Source organism: Citrobacter sp. TBCP-5362, from assembly GCF_005406305.1.
Classification (GTDB): domain Bacteria; phylum Pseudomonadota; class Gammaproteobacteria; order Enterobacterales; family Enterobacteriaceae; genus Citrobacter_B; species Citrobacter_B koseri.
Genome location: NZ_CP040234.1, coordinates 3,462,277 through 3,476,831 on the forward strand (window position 1 = coordinate 3,462,277; position 14,555 = coordinate 3,476,831).

Consider the following 14,555-nt stretch of genomic DNA (forward strand, 5'->3'; position numbering starts at 1 on the left):
TTGTGTGAGTCAGTTCACTCATTGAACCTCCTGTCCTTTACAGCAGGAATCCCTTCTTCGTATTTTGACTGAAATTGTGAGCGAATAACAAACCCAATCAGGATACCGCTATGCCCCAGAATGCAGATTCACTCGCCGTCGTTCTGAAACGTCGCGACTGGGAAAACCCTGGCGTAACGCAACTTAATCGCCTGGAGGCGCACCCTCCTTTTTGCAGCTGGCGTAATGCCGATGACGCCCGCGTGAACCGTGACTCCGCACAAAAGCGCAGCCTGAACGGTGAATGGACGTTTGCCTGGTTTTCAGCGCCTGAAGCAGTACCAGAGAGCTGGCGGACAAGCGATCTGCAACAGGCGGATAGCGTGCGCGTGCCGTCTAACTGGCAAATGGACGGTTACGACGCCCCCATTTATACCAACGTCACCTATCCCATTCCGGTTAACCCGCCGTTCGTTCCGGCAGATAACCCAACCGGATGTTACTCGCTCACATTCAGTATTGACGCAGACTGGCTACAGGCAGGCCAGACGCGGATCATTTTTGATGGCGTGAACTCCGCCTTCCATTTGTGGTGCAACGGTCGCTGGGTCGGATACGGTCAGGACAGCCGTCTGCCGTCTGAATTCGATCTCACGCATTTTTTGCTTAATGGTGAAAACCGCCTCGCGGTAATGGTGCTGCGCTGGAGTGACGGCAGCTATCTGGAAGATCAGGATATGTGGCGGATGAGCGGCATCTTTCGCGACGTCTCGCTGCTGCATAAACCGGCAACGCAAATCCGTGACCTGCGCATCAACACCCGCTTCAACGATGATTTCAGCCGCGCAGTGCTGGAAGCGGAGGTCAGAGCGACGGGGGAACGACGCGATGATTTACGCGTGACGGTGCAACTGTGGGATAGCGAAACATTCGTCGGAGAAAAAACCGCCCCGCTCGGCAGCGGGATCATTGATGAGCGCGGCGCTTACCCTGATCGCACAACCCTTCGTCTGAATGTCGAACACCCGGCGCTGTGGAGCGCGGAGACCCCGCATCTGTATCGTGCCGTTGTACAGCTACACGCCGCCGATGGCACGCTGATTGAAGCCGAAGCCTGCGACGTCGGTTTCCGTCAGGTCAGCATTGAAAACGGTCTGCTGCTGTTAAACGGTAAGCCGCTGCTGATCCGCGGCGCCAACCGCCATGAACATCACCCGGAAAACGGCCAGGTGATGGATAAAGAGACCATGATTAAAGACATTCTGCTGATGAAGCAGAACAATTTTAACGCCGTGCGCTGCTCCCATTATCCGAATCACCCGCTGTGGTACACCCTGTGCGATCGCTACGGCCTGTACGTGGTGGATGAGGCCAATATCGAAACCCACGGCATGGTGCCGATGAATCGCCTGAGCGACGATCCGGTCTGGCTGCCCGCCATGAGCCAGCGTGTGACGCGGATGGTACAGCGCGACCGCAACCATCCGAGCATTATTATCTGGTCACTGGGCAACGAGTCCGGGCACGGCGCCAACCACGACGCGCTGTACCGCTGGATTAAGTCGGAAGATCCCTCCCGCCCTGTGCAGTATGAAGGCGGCGGCGCGAATACGGCGGCAACCGACATCATTTGCCCGATGTACGCCCGCGTCGATCAGGATCAGCCCTTCCCCGCCGTACCGAAATGGTCGATCAAAAAATGGCTGTCGATGCCGGGCGAGCAGCGCCCGCTGATCCTGTGTGAATACGCCCACGCGATGGGCAACAGCCTCGGAGGTTACGCGAAATACTGGCAGGCGTTTCGCCAGTATCCGCGCCTGCAAGGCGGTTTTGTCTGGGACTGGGTGGATCAGTCGCTTATCAAATATGACGACGACGGTCGGCCGTGGTCAGCCTACGGCGGCGACTTTGGCGACACGCCTAACGACCGTCAGTTCTGTATGAACGGCCTGGTGTTCGCCGACCGTACGCCGCATCCGTCACTGTATGAAGCCAAACACGCGCAGCAGTTTTTCCAGTTTGTGCTGCTGCCGGGAGCCGAATGCCAGATTGAAGTGACCAGCGAATACCTGTTCCGCCATAGCGATAACGAGGTGCTCCACTGGTCACTGGCGCTGGATGGCAACCCGCTGACCGCAGGCGTTGTGACGCTGGATATCCCGCCGCAGGGACGTCAGATCATCGCGCTGCCAGCGCTCCCGGAAGCGGAAACCGCAGGCCAGCTGTGGCTGACGGTACGCGTTGAACAGCCGCAGGCAACCGCGTGGTCGCAAGCCGGACATATCAGCGCCTGGCAACAGTGGAAGCTCGGCGAAAAACTCGCTACGCAGTGGCCGCAGCACGCTGGCAACGCGCCACACCTCACCAGCAGCGGGACGGCATTCCGTATTGTCGCAGGCGAGAAACGCTGGGAGTTCAGCCGCCAACTGGGCGTATTGACGCAATTCTGGATTGGCGAAGAGGCACAGTTGCTGACTCCGCTTGTCGATCAGTTCACCCGCGCGCCGCTGGACAACGACATCGGCGTGAGCGAAGCAACCCGCATCGACCCTAACGCCTGGGTTGAACGCTGGAAGGCCGCCGGTCATTACCAGGCTAAAGCGGTATTACTGCAATGCGATGCCGACACGCTTGCCAGCGCGGTACTGATTACCACCGCCCACGCCTGGCAGTATCAGGGCGAGACGCTGTTCATCAGCCGGAAAACCTACCGTATCGACGGCAACGGTGAAATGCAGATAACGGTAGATGTTGACGTCGCCAGCGGGACACCGCATCCGGCGCGCATCGGCCTGAGCTGCCAGCTTGCGCAGGTGGCGGAGCGGGTTAACTGGCTGGGGTTAGGCCCGCACGAAAACTACCCGGATCGTCTCTCTGCCGCCTGCTTTGATCGCTGGGATCTGCCGCTGGAAGAGATGTACACCCCGTATGTTTTCCCGAGCGAAAACGGCCTGCGCTGCGGAACGCGTGAATTGCGCTATGGCGCGCATCAGTGGCGCGGCGATTTTCAGTTCAACATCGGTCGCTATAGCCAGAAACAGCTGATGGAAACCAGCCACCGCCATCTGCTCCAGCCGGAAGCGGGCACCTGGCTCAATATTGACGGTTTCCATATGGGCGTGGGCGGCGATGACTCCTGGAGCCCTTCTGTCTCTGCGGAATATCAGCTCAGCGCCGGGCGCTACCACTACCAGATAAGCTGGCGGTAAAAGGGAAACTGCCGGATGACGGTGCAAGCACCGTATCCGGCCTGCGATACATTTTCTTCCTGGCCCGATAAGCGATAACGCCATCGGGCACCTCGGTTACTCCTCAATCACCTGACGGATTTGTTGCAATGAAGCGGGATCGTCAAGCGTGGACAAATCGCCCGGATCGCGGCCTTCGCAAATCGCCTGAATCGTACGACGCAGCATTTTGCCAGAACGTGTTTTCGGCAACTGTGAAACAAACCAGACGTGCGCCGGGCGGCCAAAATTACCGATCTGACTGTCCACCAGCGACATAATCGCCTTCTCTTCCGTTTGCGCCACGTCCCTGTCCTCTAGCGTGTCGCTCTGTTTCGGGATCACAAACGCTACCGCCACCTGCCCCTTCAGCGCATCTTTCACCCCCACCACCGCCACTTCCGCCACGTTCGGGTAACTGGAAATGCTTTCCTCGATCTCGCGCGTGCCCAGACGGTGCCCGGCGACGTTGATCACATCATCGGTGCGCCCGAGGATGAAATAATAGCCGTCCGCGTCGCGAATCCCCCAGTCGAAAGTGGCGTACACCTGACGCGAGAACAGCGACCAGTAGGTATTCACAAAACGTGCATCGTCCCCCCAGATAGTCTGAACGCAGCCAGGCGGCAGCGGCCCCTCAATGACCAGCATCCCCTTCTCGTTCACCTCGCAAGGTTCACCAGTGACCTCGTTGAGCAGCTGCACGTTATAGCCGTACATCGGTACGCCGGGGCTGCCCAGCCGTGAAGGCCGGTCGTCCAGCGCGCGGGCGATCGCCATAATCGGCCAGCCGGACTCGGTCTGCCAGTAGTTGTCGATAACCGGCACATCCAGCGTCTCCGTCACCCAGGCGGCCGTCGGCTCATCCAGCGGCTCACCGGCCAGATAGAGCACCTCCAGCGAGGAGAGATCGTGATTGCGGATCTGCGCCGTCGGAAACTTCTTCAACACGCGGATGGCGGTCGGCGCAGAGAACATCCGGCTGACGCGGTATTTCTCTACGATCTTCCACCAGACGCCGCAGTCTGGGTACGTCGGCAACCCTTCATAAACGATGGTTGCCATGCCTGCCAGCAACGGCGCGTAGACAATATAGGAGTGCCCCACAACCCAACCGATATCCGACGCGCAAAAGAACACGCCGCCCGCTTTGCCGCCGAAGATAGTGTCCATCGAGGTTGCCAGCGCCACCGCATAGCCGCCGACGTCGCGCTGTACGCCTTTCGGTTTTCCGGTCGTGCCGGAGGTATAGAGAATGCAGGAGATCTCATTGGATTCCAGCCAGGCCACCGGCACCCGCGCCCCGAGATGCTGCTGACGCAGCGACGCAAAATCGAGATCGCGCGTCGGTACTCGCGCCATTTTCGCCAGCCCGCGATCCACCAGCAAAACGTGGCGCGGCTGATGCTGCGCCTGCGCGATGGCATCATCCAGCAGCTTTTTATACGGCAGAATCTTACCGCCGCGCGCCCCGGCGTCTGCCGAGACAATCAGCACCGGCTTAGCGTCGTCGATTCGCGCCGCTACGCTGTGCGAGGCAAAACCGCCGAACACCACCGAATGAATCGCGCCAATCCGCGCGCAGGCCAGCAGCGTAATGTGCGCCTCGGCAATCATCGGCATGTAAACCAGCACCCGGTCGCCACGCTGCACGCCCAGCGACAACAGCATCGACGCCACCACGTTCACTTCGTCATACAACTGGCTGAAGGTAAACGTGCGCTCCTCTTCCGTTTCAGAAGAGACGGCAATCAGCGCCAGCGCATCCGGCTGCTTATCCAGCCAGCGGTCGATAGCGTTATGGCACAAATTAGTGGTTCCGCCGCAAAACCAGCGGGCAAACGGCGGATCGCTGTGATCCAGCGTTTGGGTAAACGGCTGCTGCCAGTCGATACGTCGGGCCTGCTCGGCCCAGAACGACGCCGGCTGCGTAATGGAACGCTGATAAAACTCGCTAAAAGACATGAAGCTCTCCTGTTGAACTTACTGCCTGCTGGCTCAGATGACAAATAAGTCGAGGTATTCATTGACCGGCATCTGCTCCAGGCGAGTTCTGTCCAGGGAGACATCCAGAATGCGCTGCTGCTGACGGGTCGGGAACTGACGCGCCAGGTTGATTTTGAATTTATCGATAAGCTTCGGAATGCCGTCGGCGCGGCGGCGAGCGTGGCCAATCGGGTACTCCACTACCACCTCGGCAAACTGTGAACCATCGGTAAATTCAAGGGTGATAGCGTTGGCGATGGCGCGTTTTTCCGGGTCGTGGTAGTCGGCGGTAAACGCCGGGTCTTCAAAGCAGGTTATCTTCTCGCGCAGGGCGTCAATGCGTTTGTCCTGCGCTACGCCGTCCTCATAATCCGCCGCCGTTAAGCGCCCGAACAGTAGCGGGATCGCCACCATGTACTGAATGCAGTGGTCGCGGTCGGCCGGGTTATTCAACGGTCCTTTTTTGTCGATGATGCGAATGCAGGCTTCATGGGTGCGAATCGTCACCTTCTCAATATCCGCCGCCGTTTTACCCGCCGCCTGCATCTGTTCAAAGAGGGTCATGGCGGCTTCAACCGCCGTCTGCGAGTGGAACTCCGCCGGGAAGGAGATTTTGAACAGCACGTTTTCCATGACGTAAGAACCATACGGACGCTGGAAGCGAAACGGCTCGGCGTTGAAAGAGACGTCATAAAAGCCCCAGGTTTTCGCCGTCAGCGCCGACGGATAGCCCATCTCACCGGTTTTTGCCATCAGCGCCAGACGCACCGCACGGGAGGTGGCATCGCCCGCCGCCCAGGACTTACGTGTACCGGTGTTTGGCGCATGGCGATAGGTGCGCAGCGACTGACCATCCACCCACGCCAGCGACACCGCGTTGAGGATCTCATCACGCGTCAGCCCCAGCATTTCGGCGACAACCGCTGTCGAAGCCACTTTGACCAGCAGTACGTGATCCAGGCCGACGCGGTTGAAGGAATTTTCCAGCGCGATGCAGCCCTGAATCTCATGGGCTTTGATCATCCCGGCCAGCACCTGCTTCATGGTCAGCGGCGCTTTGCCTGCGGCAACCGCATTACGCGACAGCCAGTCCGCCGTTGCCAGAATCCCGCCGAGGTTATCAGAGGGGTGGCCCCACTCTGCCGCCAGCCAGGTATCGTTGAAGTCGAGCCAGCGGATCATCGCGCCGATATTAAACGCCGCCTGCACCGGATCGAGCTGAAACTGGGTGCCCGGTACGCGTACGCCGTTCGGCACGACGGTGCCCGGAACGATCGGCCCCAGCAGTTTTTTACAGGCCGGATATTCCAGCGCTTCCAGACCGCAGCCCAGCGTGTCGAGCAAGCAGTAGTGGGCGGTGTCCCAGGCCACTTTAGAGGTGATGTCGTAGTTCATGACGTAATCGACGATATCCACGATTTCACGGTCAAATTCCGGGCGAATGTTCATTATTTGTGCGGACATAGGGTACATTTCCTGCGTTTTATCGTTAGAGAAATAAAGTTATTGGCGCTGATCCAGCGGAATAAATTCGCGATCTTCCGGGCCGGTATAATTGGCGGAAGGTCGGATAATTTTGTTGTCCTGACGCTGTTCGATGATGTGCGCCGCCCAGCCGGTGACGCGGGCGATCACAAACAGCGGGGTGAACATTTCGGTGGGGACGCCCATCATGTTGTAGGAGACCGCCGAGAACCAGTCGAGGTTGGGGAACATCTTTTTCGATTCCCACATCACGTTTTCCAGACGGTCGGCGATGTTGTACATCTTCAGCGAACCACCGGCCTCCGAAAGCTGTTTCGCCACACGTTTGATCACCTGATGGCGCGGATCGGCAATGGTGTAGACCGGATGGCCGAAACCAATGATCACCTCTTTATTTTCAATGCGTTTGCGGATATCCGCCTCGGCTTCCTCCGGCGTTTCGTAGCGCTGCTGAATTTCCAGCGATACCTCATTCGCCCCGCCGTGCTTCGGGCCGCGCAGCGCGCCAATCGCGCCGATGATGGCGGAGTAGACATCGGAGCCCGTCCCTGCAATCACCCGGCTGGTGAAAGTGGACGCGTTGAATTCATGCTCGGCATACAGCACCAGCGAGATGTGCATCGCCTTTTCCCAGCTTTGCGACGGCTTCTCGCCGTGCAGCAGATGCAGGAAATGGCTACCGACGGAGTCGTCGTCAGTTTCCGGCTGAATACGTTCGCCGTTATGACTGTAGTGATACCAGTAGAGCAGGATGGAACTGAGCGAGGCCAGCAGTTTGTCGGCGATATCGCGCGCGCCGGAAACGGTATGCCCCTCTTTTTCCGGCAGCGTACAGCCGAGCGCCGACACGCCGGTGCGCATGACATCCATCGGGTGCGACGCCGCAGGCAATGCTTCCAGCACGGTGCGTACATTGGCCGGTAATCCACGCAATGCTTTCAGTTTATTTTTATAGGCATGGAGTTCGTCGCTATTGGGCAATTTGCCGTGAATTAACAGATGCGCGACTTCTTCAAATTCACAATGCTCCGCAAGATCGAGAATATCGTACCCGCGATAGTGTAAGTCGTTGCCGCTTTTTCCCACGGTACACAACGCGGTATTTCCGGCCGGAACGCCCGATAATGCGACAGATTTCTTAGGCTTAATGACATGTGTGTTGTTTTGCAGGATCGTCGTATCGCTCATGTTGTCCTCGTCATTGTTATATGTAGGGTATTGAGGGTGTACGTTTCGCCGCCGTAGGCCGGATAAGGCGCAGCCGCCATCGGGCATTGCCGGATGGCACTTCGTTTATCCGGCCTACGGGTCTACTTCAGGTTCAGCGCATCCAGCTTCTCTTCGTACTGGTAATAATTGATGCTTTCGTACAGCTCGTTGCGGGTCTGCATAATGTCGATAACGTTTTTTTGCGTGCCTTCCTGGCGCAGCACGTTGTAGACACGCTCGGCAGCGCGATTCATGGCGCGAAATGCCGACAGCGGGTAGAGCGCCATCGCCACGTTAGCGCTGCGCAGTTCGTCGGTGGTAAACAGCGGCGTCGCGCCAAACTCCGTGATATTCGCCAGGATCGGCACCGGTACGGCATCGGCGAACTGGCGATACATTGACAGCTCAGTAATCGCTTCCGGGAACAGCATGTCGGCCCCCGCTTCCACATAAGCCCGCGCGCGATCGATCGCCGCCTCTAGTCCTTCCACCGCCAGCGCATCGGTACGCGCCATGATCACGAAGTCAGGATCGGTACGCGCATCCACCGCCGCACGAATCCTGTCCACCATCTCCTCTTTGGACACGATCGCCTTATTCGGGCGATGGCCGCAGCGTTTCGCGCCGATCTGATCTTCGATATGCAGCGCAGCGGCGCCGGCTTTGATCATCGACTTCACCGTACGCGCCACGTTAAAGGCGGAGGAACCAAAGCCGATGTCGGCATCCACCAGCAGCGGCAGCGGGCAAACGTCGGTAATACGGCGGATGTCGGTCAACACATCATCCAGCGTGGAGATCCCCAGATCCGGCAGACCCAGCGATCCCGCCGCCACGCCGCCGCCGGAAAGGTAAATCGCCTGATAGCCTGCGCGCTGGGCCAGCAATGCGTGATTGGCATTGATGGCGCCGACGATCTGTAAGGGGTTTTCTTTGGTGAGCGCAGCGCGAAACGCCTGGCCCGGAGAGTGTAGAGACATATCCCGTCCTCTTGTTATCAACTTGTTATTTAATGTTGATTCACATAAAGCAAAGGGAATGCCAGAGCGGTCGCTGAAAAAGAGAGAATTTTGTTTTTTCTTATAATTCAAACAAATAACAAAAAATACAAACTTAACCATACCTTTCATCAGGACAAAAGCGTGTCAGCTAACGTTTCATGAAACGGTTCGCGCTGTTTCATTGCAACATTTATGAAACACGACTAAAACAAAATCTCGGTCCCTCAATACAACATCAACTGCTATGGCTGACACGCACCTTCCCGCTCGCGATAATCATGACAAGCCGGTGATCTGGACGGTCTCGGTAACGCGTCTGTTCGAGCTGTTTCGCGACATCAGCCTGGAGTTCGACCATCTGGCGACCATCACCCCCATCCAGCTTGGGTTTGAAAAAGCGGTGAACTATATCCGTAAAAAACTGGCGACCGAGCGCTGTGACGCCATTATCGCGGCGGGTTCCAACGGCGCTTATTTAAAAAGCCGCCTCTCCATACCGGTGATCCTGATAAAACCCAGCGGATTCGACGTGCTCCAGGCGCTGGCGAAAGCCGGCAAACTGACCTCGTCCATTGGCGTTATCACTTACCAGGAGACGATCCCCGCGCTGATCGCCTTTCAAAAAACGTTTAATTTGCGTCTGGAACAGCGCAGCTACATCACCGAAGAGGATGCCCGTGGGCAAATTAATGAACTGAAAGCCAACGGCATTGAGGCGGCAGTCGGCGCAGGGCTAATTACCGATCTGGCGGAAGAAGCCGGGATGACCGGCATTTTTATCTATTCTGCGGCCACCGTGCGTCAGGCGTTTAGCGATGCGCTGGATATGACCCGGCTGACGCTGCAACATGGCGGCCAATATGCCTCCGGCAACGGGCTGCGCACCCGCTACGATCTGGGAGATATGCGCGGCCATTCCGCGCAAATGGAGCAGGTTCGCCATACGATCATGCTGTACGCCCGCTCCAGCGCGGCGGTGTTGATTCAGGGCGAGACCGGCACCGGTAAAGAGCTGGCGGCGCAGGCGATTCACCGCGAGTTTTTTGCCCGTCGGGGCCAGCGCAGCGGTAAAAAAACGCCTCCGTTTGTGGCCATTAACTGCGGCGCAATTACCGAATCGCTGCTTGAAGCAGAGTTATTCGGTTATGAGGAGGGGGCATTTACCGGTTCCCGACGCGGCGGACGCGCCGGTCTGTTTGAAATCGCCCACGGCGGGACGCTGTTTCTGGATGAGATCGGGGAAATGCCCCTGCCCTTACAGACCCGCCTGCTGCGCGTACTGGAAGAGAAAGAGGTGACGCGCGTTGGCGGGCATCAGCCTGTCCCGGTGGATGTACGGGTTATCAGCGCCACGCACTGCAATCTGGAACAGGCGATAAAGCAGGGGCAATTTCGCACCGATCTGTTTTATCGTCTCAGCATTCTGCGCCTGACGCTTCCGCCCCTTCGGGAGCGCCCGTCAGATATCGTGCCGCTGGCAGAGGGATTTTTGAAACAGTCCCTGGCGGCATTAGACGCGCCGTTTGGCGAATCGGTGCGCGAGGGGCTGGCGCAAAGCCAGACCATTCTTCTGCGCTATGCCTGGCCCGGCAATATTCGCGAGCTGCGGAATATGATGGAGCGCCTGGCGCTTTTTTTAAGCGTCGAGCCGCAGCCCAGTCTGGATAGCCAGTTTTTACAGCAGTTTTTACCCGAGCTGGCGACGATTCCCGAAGCGCCATCAGCGCTTACGCCGCAGCAGGTTCTGGCGCAGTTTAACGGCGATAAAACCGCGGCGGCGCGATATCTGGGTATTAGCCGGACGACATTCTGGCGACGATTAAAAGAGTGAAGGTTTATCGCCGGATGGCGCTGACGCTTATCCGGCCTACGAGCAGAGTGAGGACTTATCGCCGGATGGCGCTGACGCTTATCCGGCCTACGAGCAGAGTGAGAACTTATTGCCGGATGGCGCTGACGCTTATCCGGCCTACGAGCTACGAGCAGCACTGAACCGTAGGCCGGATAAGACGTTTTACGTCGCCATCCGGCACAATGACAGCTTATTTTTTCTTGTAGATATCCGCAGTACCATGAATTTTATTATCGGTTTGCCCGGAGGTCAGTACGACCACATCAGCCCCTTTTTCATCGGCCTTTTTAAGCAGATCCTCTTTTGCCTCCATAGTTGACGTCTCGTTGCTGGTATTAATGGTGCCTATCTTCGTGTATTGCGACGCCACTTTCTCAAACTCGACCTTTGTCAACAGTTCCGCGGCATAGACGTTGGTTACGACAAACGCTAACGCACCAATCAATACTTTATATCCTGTCTTCATATAAAAGCTCCGGTTGTGTTATTACGCTATCATCGCCTTCTCGGAACGGATGCTCTGTTCTGAGTGATTAAATAACTAGTTGAGATTAGCGGAAAAATCCAGTCAGCCGGATGTATCATAATTTGTGATCTTTCTCTCACCCCTGCACTTTTACTATAAATAGTATGGCGTTAACTATCAGGCCCTGGAAATCTCACTATGGAACCTCTGCACGCGGTTGTCCTGACCGTCAGCCTGTTCGTCTTAACCTTCTTTAACCCCGGCGCAAACCTCTTTGTGGTGGTACAAACCAGCCTCGCCTCCGGGCGTCGGGCCGGTGTATTAACGGGGCTGGGCGTGGCGCTTGGCGATGCGATTTATTCCGGGCTGGGACTGTTTGGCATGGCGACCCTGATTACCCAGTGCGAAGAAATTTTCTCGCTGATCAAAATCGTCGGCGGCGCATATTTGTTATGGTTTGCCTGGAACAGCATCCGCCATCAGGCCACCCCGCAAATGCCGACTCTGCAACAGCCCATTTCCGCTCCCTGGAGCGTGTTCTTCCGCCGGGGACTGCTAACCGATCTGTCAAATCCGCAGACGGTGCTGTTTTTCATCAGTATTTTCTCGGTCACGCTCAGCGCGGAAACCCCGACATGGGCAAGACTGATGGCCTGGGCCGGCATCGTGCTCTCTTCCGTCATCTGGCGCATCTTCCTGAGCCAGGCCTTTTCCCTACCGGCGGTACGCCGCGCTTACGGGCGGATTCAGCGCATTGCCAGCAGGGTGATTGGCGCGATCATCGGCGTGTTCGCCCTCAGGCTGATTTACGAAGGCGTGAACCACCGCTAGCCAGTAGCAGAGCGGCCACATAACAGAGCGCCACCGCCAGACTCATTTTCAGCATGGTTTCGCCGCCCAGCCCCGACAACGGCGCGGCGATGCCACCGAAAACAAACATGCTCATCCCCATCAGCGCGGAGGCGGTTCCTGACTCCTGAACAGCCACCACGCTCATCGCCTCTGCGCCCGCCACGGTGCCAATTCCGCTGCAAAAGGCGACGGTAAAAAAGAGCGCCACCAGCGCCAGAACCGGCTGCTGTAGCCAGGCGCAGAGCAAGGTGATTAACGCGCAGATGACGGCCAACAGCAAGCCGCCGCGCAGCAGCGTCATTGCCGTGATTCGACGCGCAAGACGGGAAAAAATCAGCGAGGCGACGATCAGCCCGATCCCATTAAGGCCAAACAGCAGGCTGAACTGCATCGGGCTTAAGCCATACTCGCTTTGCAGCACAAATGACGAAGAGCCGATATAAGCAAACAACCCCGCCAGCATGAAGGCCTGCATCAGGCAAAAGCGCATAAAGAGACGATTTTTCACCACGCTGCGCCCGGTCGAAAATAACGATGCGCCGCGCGTTCGCTGCGGCAGCGTCTCACTGATAAACAGGATGCAACAGAGCAAAAGCAGTGTCGCAATCCCCGCCATTACCCAAAACAACATACGCCAGTCAAACGCGGTGGCAATGTAGCCGCCCAGAACCGGAGAAAGCACCGGGGCGATGCCGTTCACCGTCATGAGCAGCGCGAAGAACTGGGTCAGGGTCACGCCCTGATATTTGTCCCGCGCAATAGAGCGCGAGAGCACCGAACCACCGGCCCCCGCCGCGCCCTGCACAAAACGCCAGACGATCAGCCAGTGAATATCCTGAGTTGTCGCGCACAGTACCGAAGAGGCAATAAACAGCAACAGCGACAGGATCAACGGAACCTTACGACCAATCCGGTCGCTGAGCGGGCCAAACAGCAGTTGCCCAAGCCCAAGACCGATCAGCGAAGACGTCAGCGTCAGTTGCGTCAGGGTGGTCGTCGTTGCCAGCTGTTCGGACATCTCCGGCAGAGCGGGCAGATAAAGATCGGTACACAGCGGCCCGATCCCGGTTAACAGACCGAGGATCAGCACCCACGAAAGCGACACACGCGCCATAAAAACACCTCCCTCTGATTACCGGGCCCCGCCGCCGAGCGACTGCCAGAGCGTTATGCGGTTTTCATTGTCCGTCAGTTGCAGGGCGATAAGCGTCTGCTGCGCCGACCACAGCGTGCGTTGCGCCGTCAGTACGGTCAGATAATCCCCGACCCCGGCGCGATAGCGACGCATCCCGACATCCAGCGTTTTTTGTTCTGCGGCGACATACTGGCGCTGGGCATCCAGCTGTTCATCCAGCGTCGCACGCCGGGCAAGCGCATCAGCCACATCTTTGAACGCGCTTTGCACCGTTTTTTCATAGGTAGCAATGAGTCCCCGTTTTTGCGCTTCGGCATAGCGAAGCTGCGCCAGGTTGCTGCCGCCGGTAAACAGCGGCAGCGTAATGGAAGGCGCAAACGACCACACCTTCATGCCATGACTGAACAAGGACGAGAGCGCATCGCTGCCGACACCGGCGCTTGCCGTCAGGGAGATGGTCGGGAAGAAATTCGCTCGCGCCGCGCCAATATCGGCATTGGCGCTTTTCAGGTTATGTTCCGCTTCCTGAATATCCGGCCGACGCAACAGCACGGAAGAAGAGACGCCAGCGGGCACCAGCGTAATCACCTGCGCATCAAGGCTTTCCAGCGTACCGGGCAGCACGCTTTCCGGCAGCGTTGTGCCCGCCAGCAGGTTCAGGGCGTTGATATCCTGCGCCACCTGAGTCTGATAACTGGCTACGCTGGCGCGCGCCTGCTGGTAAACGCTCATCACTTCACTGACATCCGTTGCGGCGGCTGTCCCGACCTGCTGCTGACGTTGAACAATTTTCAGCGAGTTTTCCGCACTGGCCATCGTCTCCCTGGCCAGCGCCAGATTGCTGTTATCTGCCGCCAGGGTCAGCCACGCGGTGCTGATCTCGGCAATTAACGTCAAACGGGTGTTCTGCGCGGTAAATTCGCTGGCAAGCCAGGTTTCTCGCGCCGCCCGCGACAGGCTCTGATTGCGGCCAAACAGATCCAGCTCAAAGCTGGACACCGCGCCATCGGCTTCAGCGCTCGTTCCGGTTCCGTTCGCCAGCGTACGGCTGCGTGTAGAACTGAGTGAAGCATTCACCGTCGGGAACAACGAGGCACGCGCTTCGCCATACAACGCCCGTGCGGAGTCGATATCAGCAATCGCCTTTTGTACATCACGGTTACTATTAAGGGCGGTGTTCACCACCTGTTGCAGCCGCGCGTCGTTAACAATCTGCTGCCAGTCGCGGCTGACAGCGTTCCCCTGCCCCTGCGCACCCGGTAAACTTGCCGGAACCGGCGCATCGGGCGTGCTGTAGTGCGGATCAAGCGACACACACCCTGCGCTCAGGAGAGCGAAAACAAAGAGAAAAATACGCAACATA

The 14,555-nt window shown here is 57.7% G+C and carries 10 protein-coding genes; 3 read left to right on the forward strand and 7 right to left on the reverse strand.

Translation table 11 applies throughout. The annotated features are described in order from the left end of the window. Positions 1 to 110: 110 nt before the first annotated feature. Positions 111 to 3,188 carry a beta-galactosidase gene (locus FD428_RS16525; protein WP_114847693.1) on the forward strand — a complete coding sequence of 1,026 codons (3,078 nt, stop codon included), beginning with the start codon at positions 111 to 113 and terminating at the stop codon, positions 3,186 to 3,188. A gap of 96 nt (positions 3,189 to 3,284) precedes the next feature. On the opposite strand, the gene prpE is transcribed toward FD428_RS16525, so the two are convergent. The 4 genes from prpE to prpB form a co-directional block, all read right to left on the reverse strand. Beyond that, positions 3,285 to 5,171, reverse strand: a complete 1,887-nt coding sequence (prpE, locus tag FD428_RS16530) for a propionate--CoA ligase (protein WP_114847692.1) — start codon at positions 5,169 to 5,171, stop codon at positions 3,285 to 3,287. Between the two features lie 33 nt (positions 5,172 to 5,204). Further along, positions 5,205 to 6,656 carry a bifunctional 2-methylcitrate dehydratase/aconitate hydratase gene (locus FD428_RS16535; RefSeq protein ID WP_114847691.1) on the reverse strand — a complete coding sequence of 484 codons (1,452 nt, stop codon included), beginning with the start codon at positions 6,654 to 6,656 and terminating at the stop codon, positions 5,205 to 5,207. Between the two features lie 39 nt (positions 6,657 to 6,695). After that, positions 6,696 to 7,865: a 2-methylcitrate synthase gene (gene prpC, locus FD428_RS16540; RefSeq protein WP_047458582.1), complete on the reverse strand. Its 1,170-nt coding sequence runs from the start codon at positions 7,863 to 7,865 to the stop codon at positions 6,696 to 6,698. A 122-nt stretch (positions 7,866 to 7,987) separates the two neighbouring features. Continuing rightward, the gene (gene prpB / locus FD428_RS16545) at positions 7,988 to 8,866 is read right to left on the reverse strand and encodes a methylisocitrate lyase (RefSeq protein WP_024130618.1); all 879 of its coding nucleotides are present in this window, start codon (positions 8,864 to 8,866) and stop codon (positions 7,988 to 7,990) included. 265 nt (positions 8,867 to 9,131) lie between these two features. Between prpB and prpR the strand changes: the two genes are divergently transcribed. Then, positions 9,132 to 10,718, forward strand: coding sequence for a propionate catabolism operon regulatory protein PrpR (gene prpR, locus FD428_RS16550; RefSeq protein ID WP_114847690.1), 1,587 nt, complete (start codon positions 9,132 to 9,134; stop codon positions 10,716 to 10,718). A 211-nt stretch (positions 10,719 to 10,929) separates the two neighbouring features. On the opposite strand, the gene yahO is transcribed toward prpR, so the two are convergent. Continuing rightward, on the reverse strand, positions 10,930 to 11,205 hold the full coding sequence (yahO, locus tag FD428_RS16555) for a DUF1471 family periplasmic protein YahO (RefSeq protein ID WP_114847689.1): 276 nt from the start codon (positions 11,203 to 11,205) through the stop codon (positions 10,930 to 10,932). 198 nt (positions 11,206 to 11,403) lie between these two features. Between yahO and FD428_RS16560 the strand changes: the two genes are divergently transcribed. Then, on the forward strand, positions 11,404 to 12,036 hold the full coding sequence (locus FD428_RS16560) for a LysE family transporter (protein WP_012133652.1): 633 nt from the start codon (positions 11,404 to 11,406) through the stop codon (positions 12,034 to 12,036). On the opposite strand, the gene FD428_RS16565 is transcribed toward FD428_RS16560, so the two are convergent. Together FD428_RS16565 and FD428_RS16570 are read right to left on the reverse strand one after the other, a co-directional pair. Further along, entirely contained in the window at positions 12,002 to 13,171 is a 1,170-nt protein-coding gene (locus FD428_RS16565; RefSeq protein ID WP_114847688.1) for a multidrug effflux MFS transporter, read from the reverse strand. The two genes, FD428_RS16560 and FD428_RS16565, sit on opposite strands and share 35 nt — an antisense overlap. A gap of 18 nt (positions 13,172 to 13,189) precedes the next feature. After that, positions 13,190 to 14,554 (reverse strand): efflux transporter outer membrane subunit, encoded by a 1,365-nt coding sequence (locus FD428_RS16570; protein ID WP_114847687.1) that lies wholly within the window; start codon positions 14,552 to 14,554, stop codon positions 13,190 to 13,192. Position 14,555: the final 1 nt, after the last annotated feature.

What these genes read in the sequence shown, in the direction of transcription:
- FD428_RS16525 (WP_114847693.1), top strand. Translation starts at nt 111, where the DNA reads ATGCCCCAGAATGCAGATTCACTCGCCGTCGTTCTGAAACGTCGCGAC.
- prpE (WP_114847692.1), bottom strand. Translation starts at nt 5,171, where the DNA reads ATGTCTTTTAGCGAGTTTTATCAGCGTTCCATTACGCAGCCGGCGTCG.
- FD428_RS16535 (WP_114847691.1), bottom strand. Translation starts at nt 6,656, where the DNA reads ATGTCCGCACAAATAATGAACATTCGCCCGGAATTTGACCGTGAAATC.
- prpC (WP_047458582.1), bottom strand. Translation starts at nt 7,865, where the DNA reads ATGAGCGATACGACGATCCTGCAAAACAACACACATGTCATTAAGCCT.
- prpB (WP_024130618.1), bottom strand. Translation starts at nt 8,866, where the DNA reads ATGTCTCTACACTCTCCGGGCCAGGCGTTTCGCGCTGCGCTCACCAAA.
- prpR (WP_114847690.1), top strand. Translation starts at nt 9,132, where the DNA reads ATGGCTGACACGCACCTTCCCGCTCGCGATAATCATGACAAGCCGGTG.
- yahO (WP_114847689.1), bottom strand. Translation starts at nt 11,205, where the DNA reads ATGAAGACAGGATATAAAGTATTGATTGGTGCGTTAGCGTTTGTCGTA.
- FD428_RS16560 (WP_012133652.1), top strand. Translation starts at nt 11,404, where the DNA reads ATGGAACCTCTGCACGCGGTTGTCCTGACCGTCAGCCTGTTCGTCTTA.
- FD428_RS16565 (WP_114847688.1), bottom strand. Translation starts at nt 13,171, where the DNA reads ATGGCGCGTGTGTCGCTTTCGTGGGTGCTGATCCTCGGTCTGTTAACC.
- FD428_RS16570 (WP_114847687.1), bottom strand. Translation starts at nt 14,554, where the DNA reads ATGTTGCGTATTTTTCTCTTTGTTTTCGCTCTCCTGAGCGCAGGGTGT.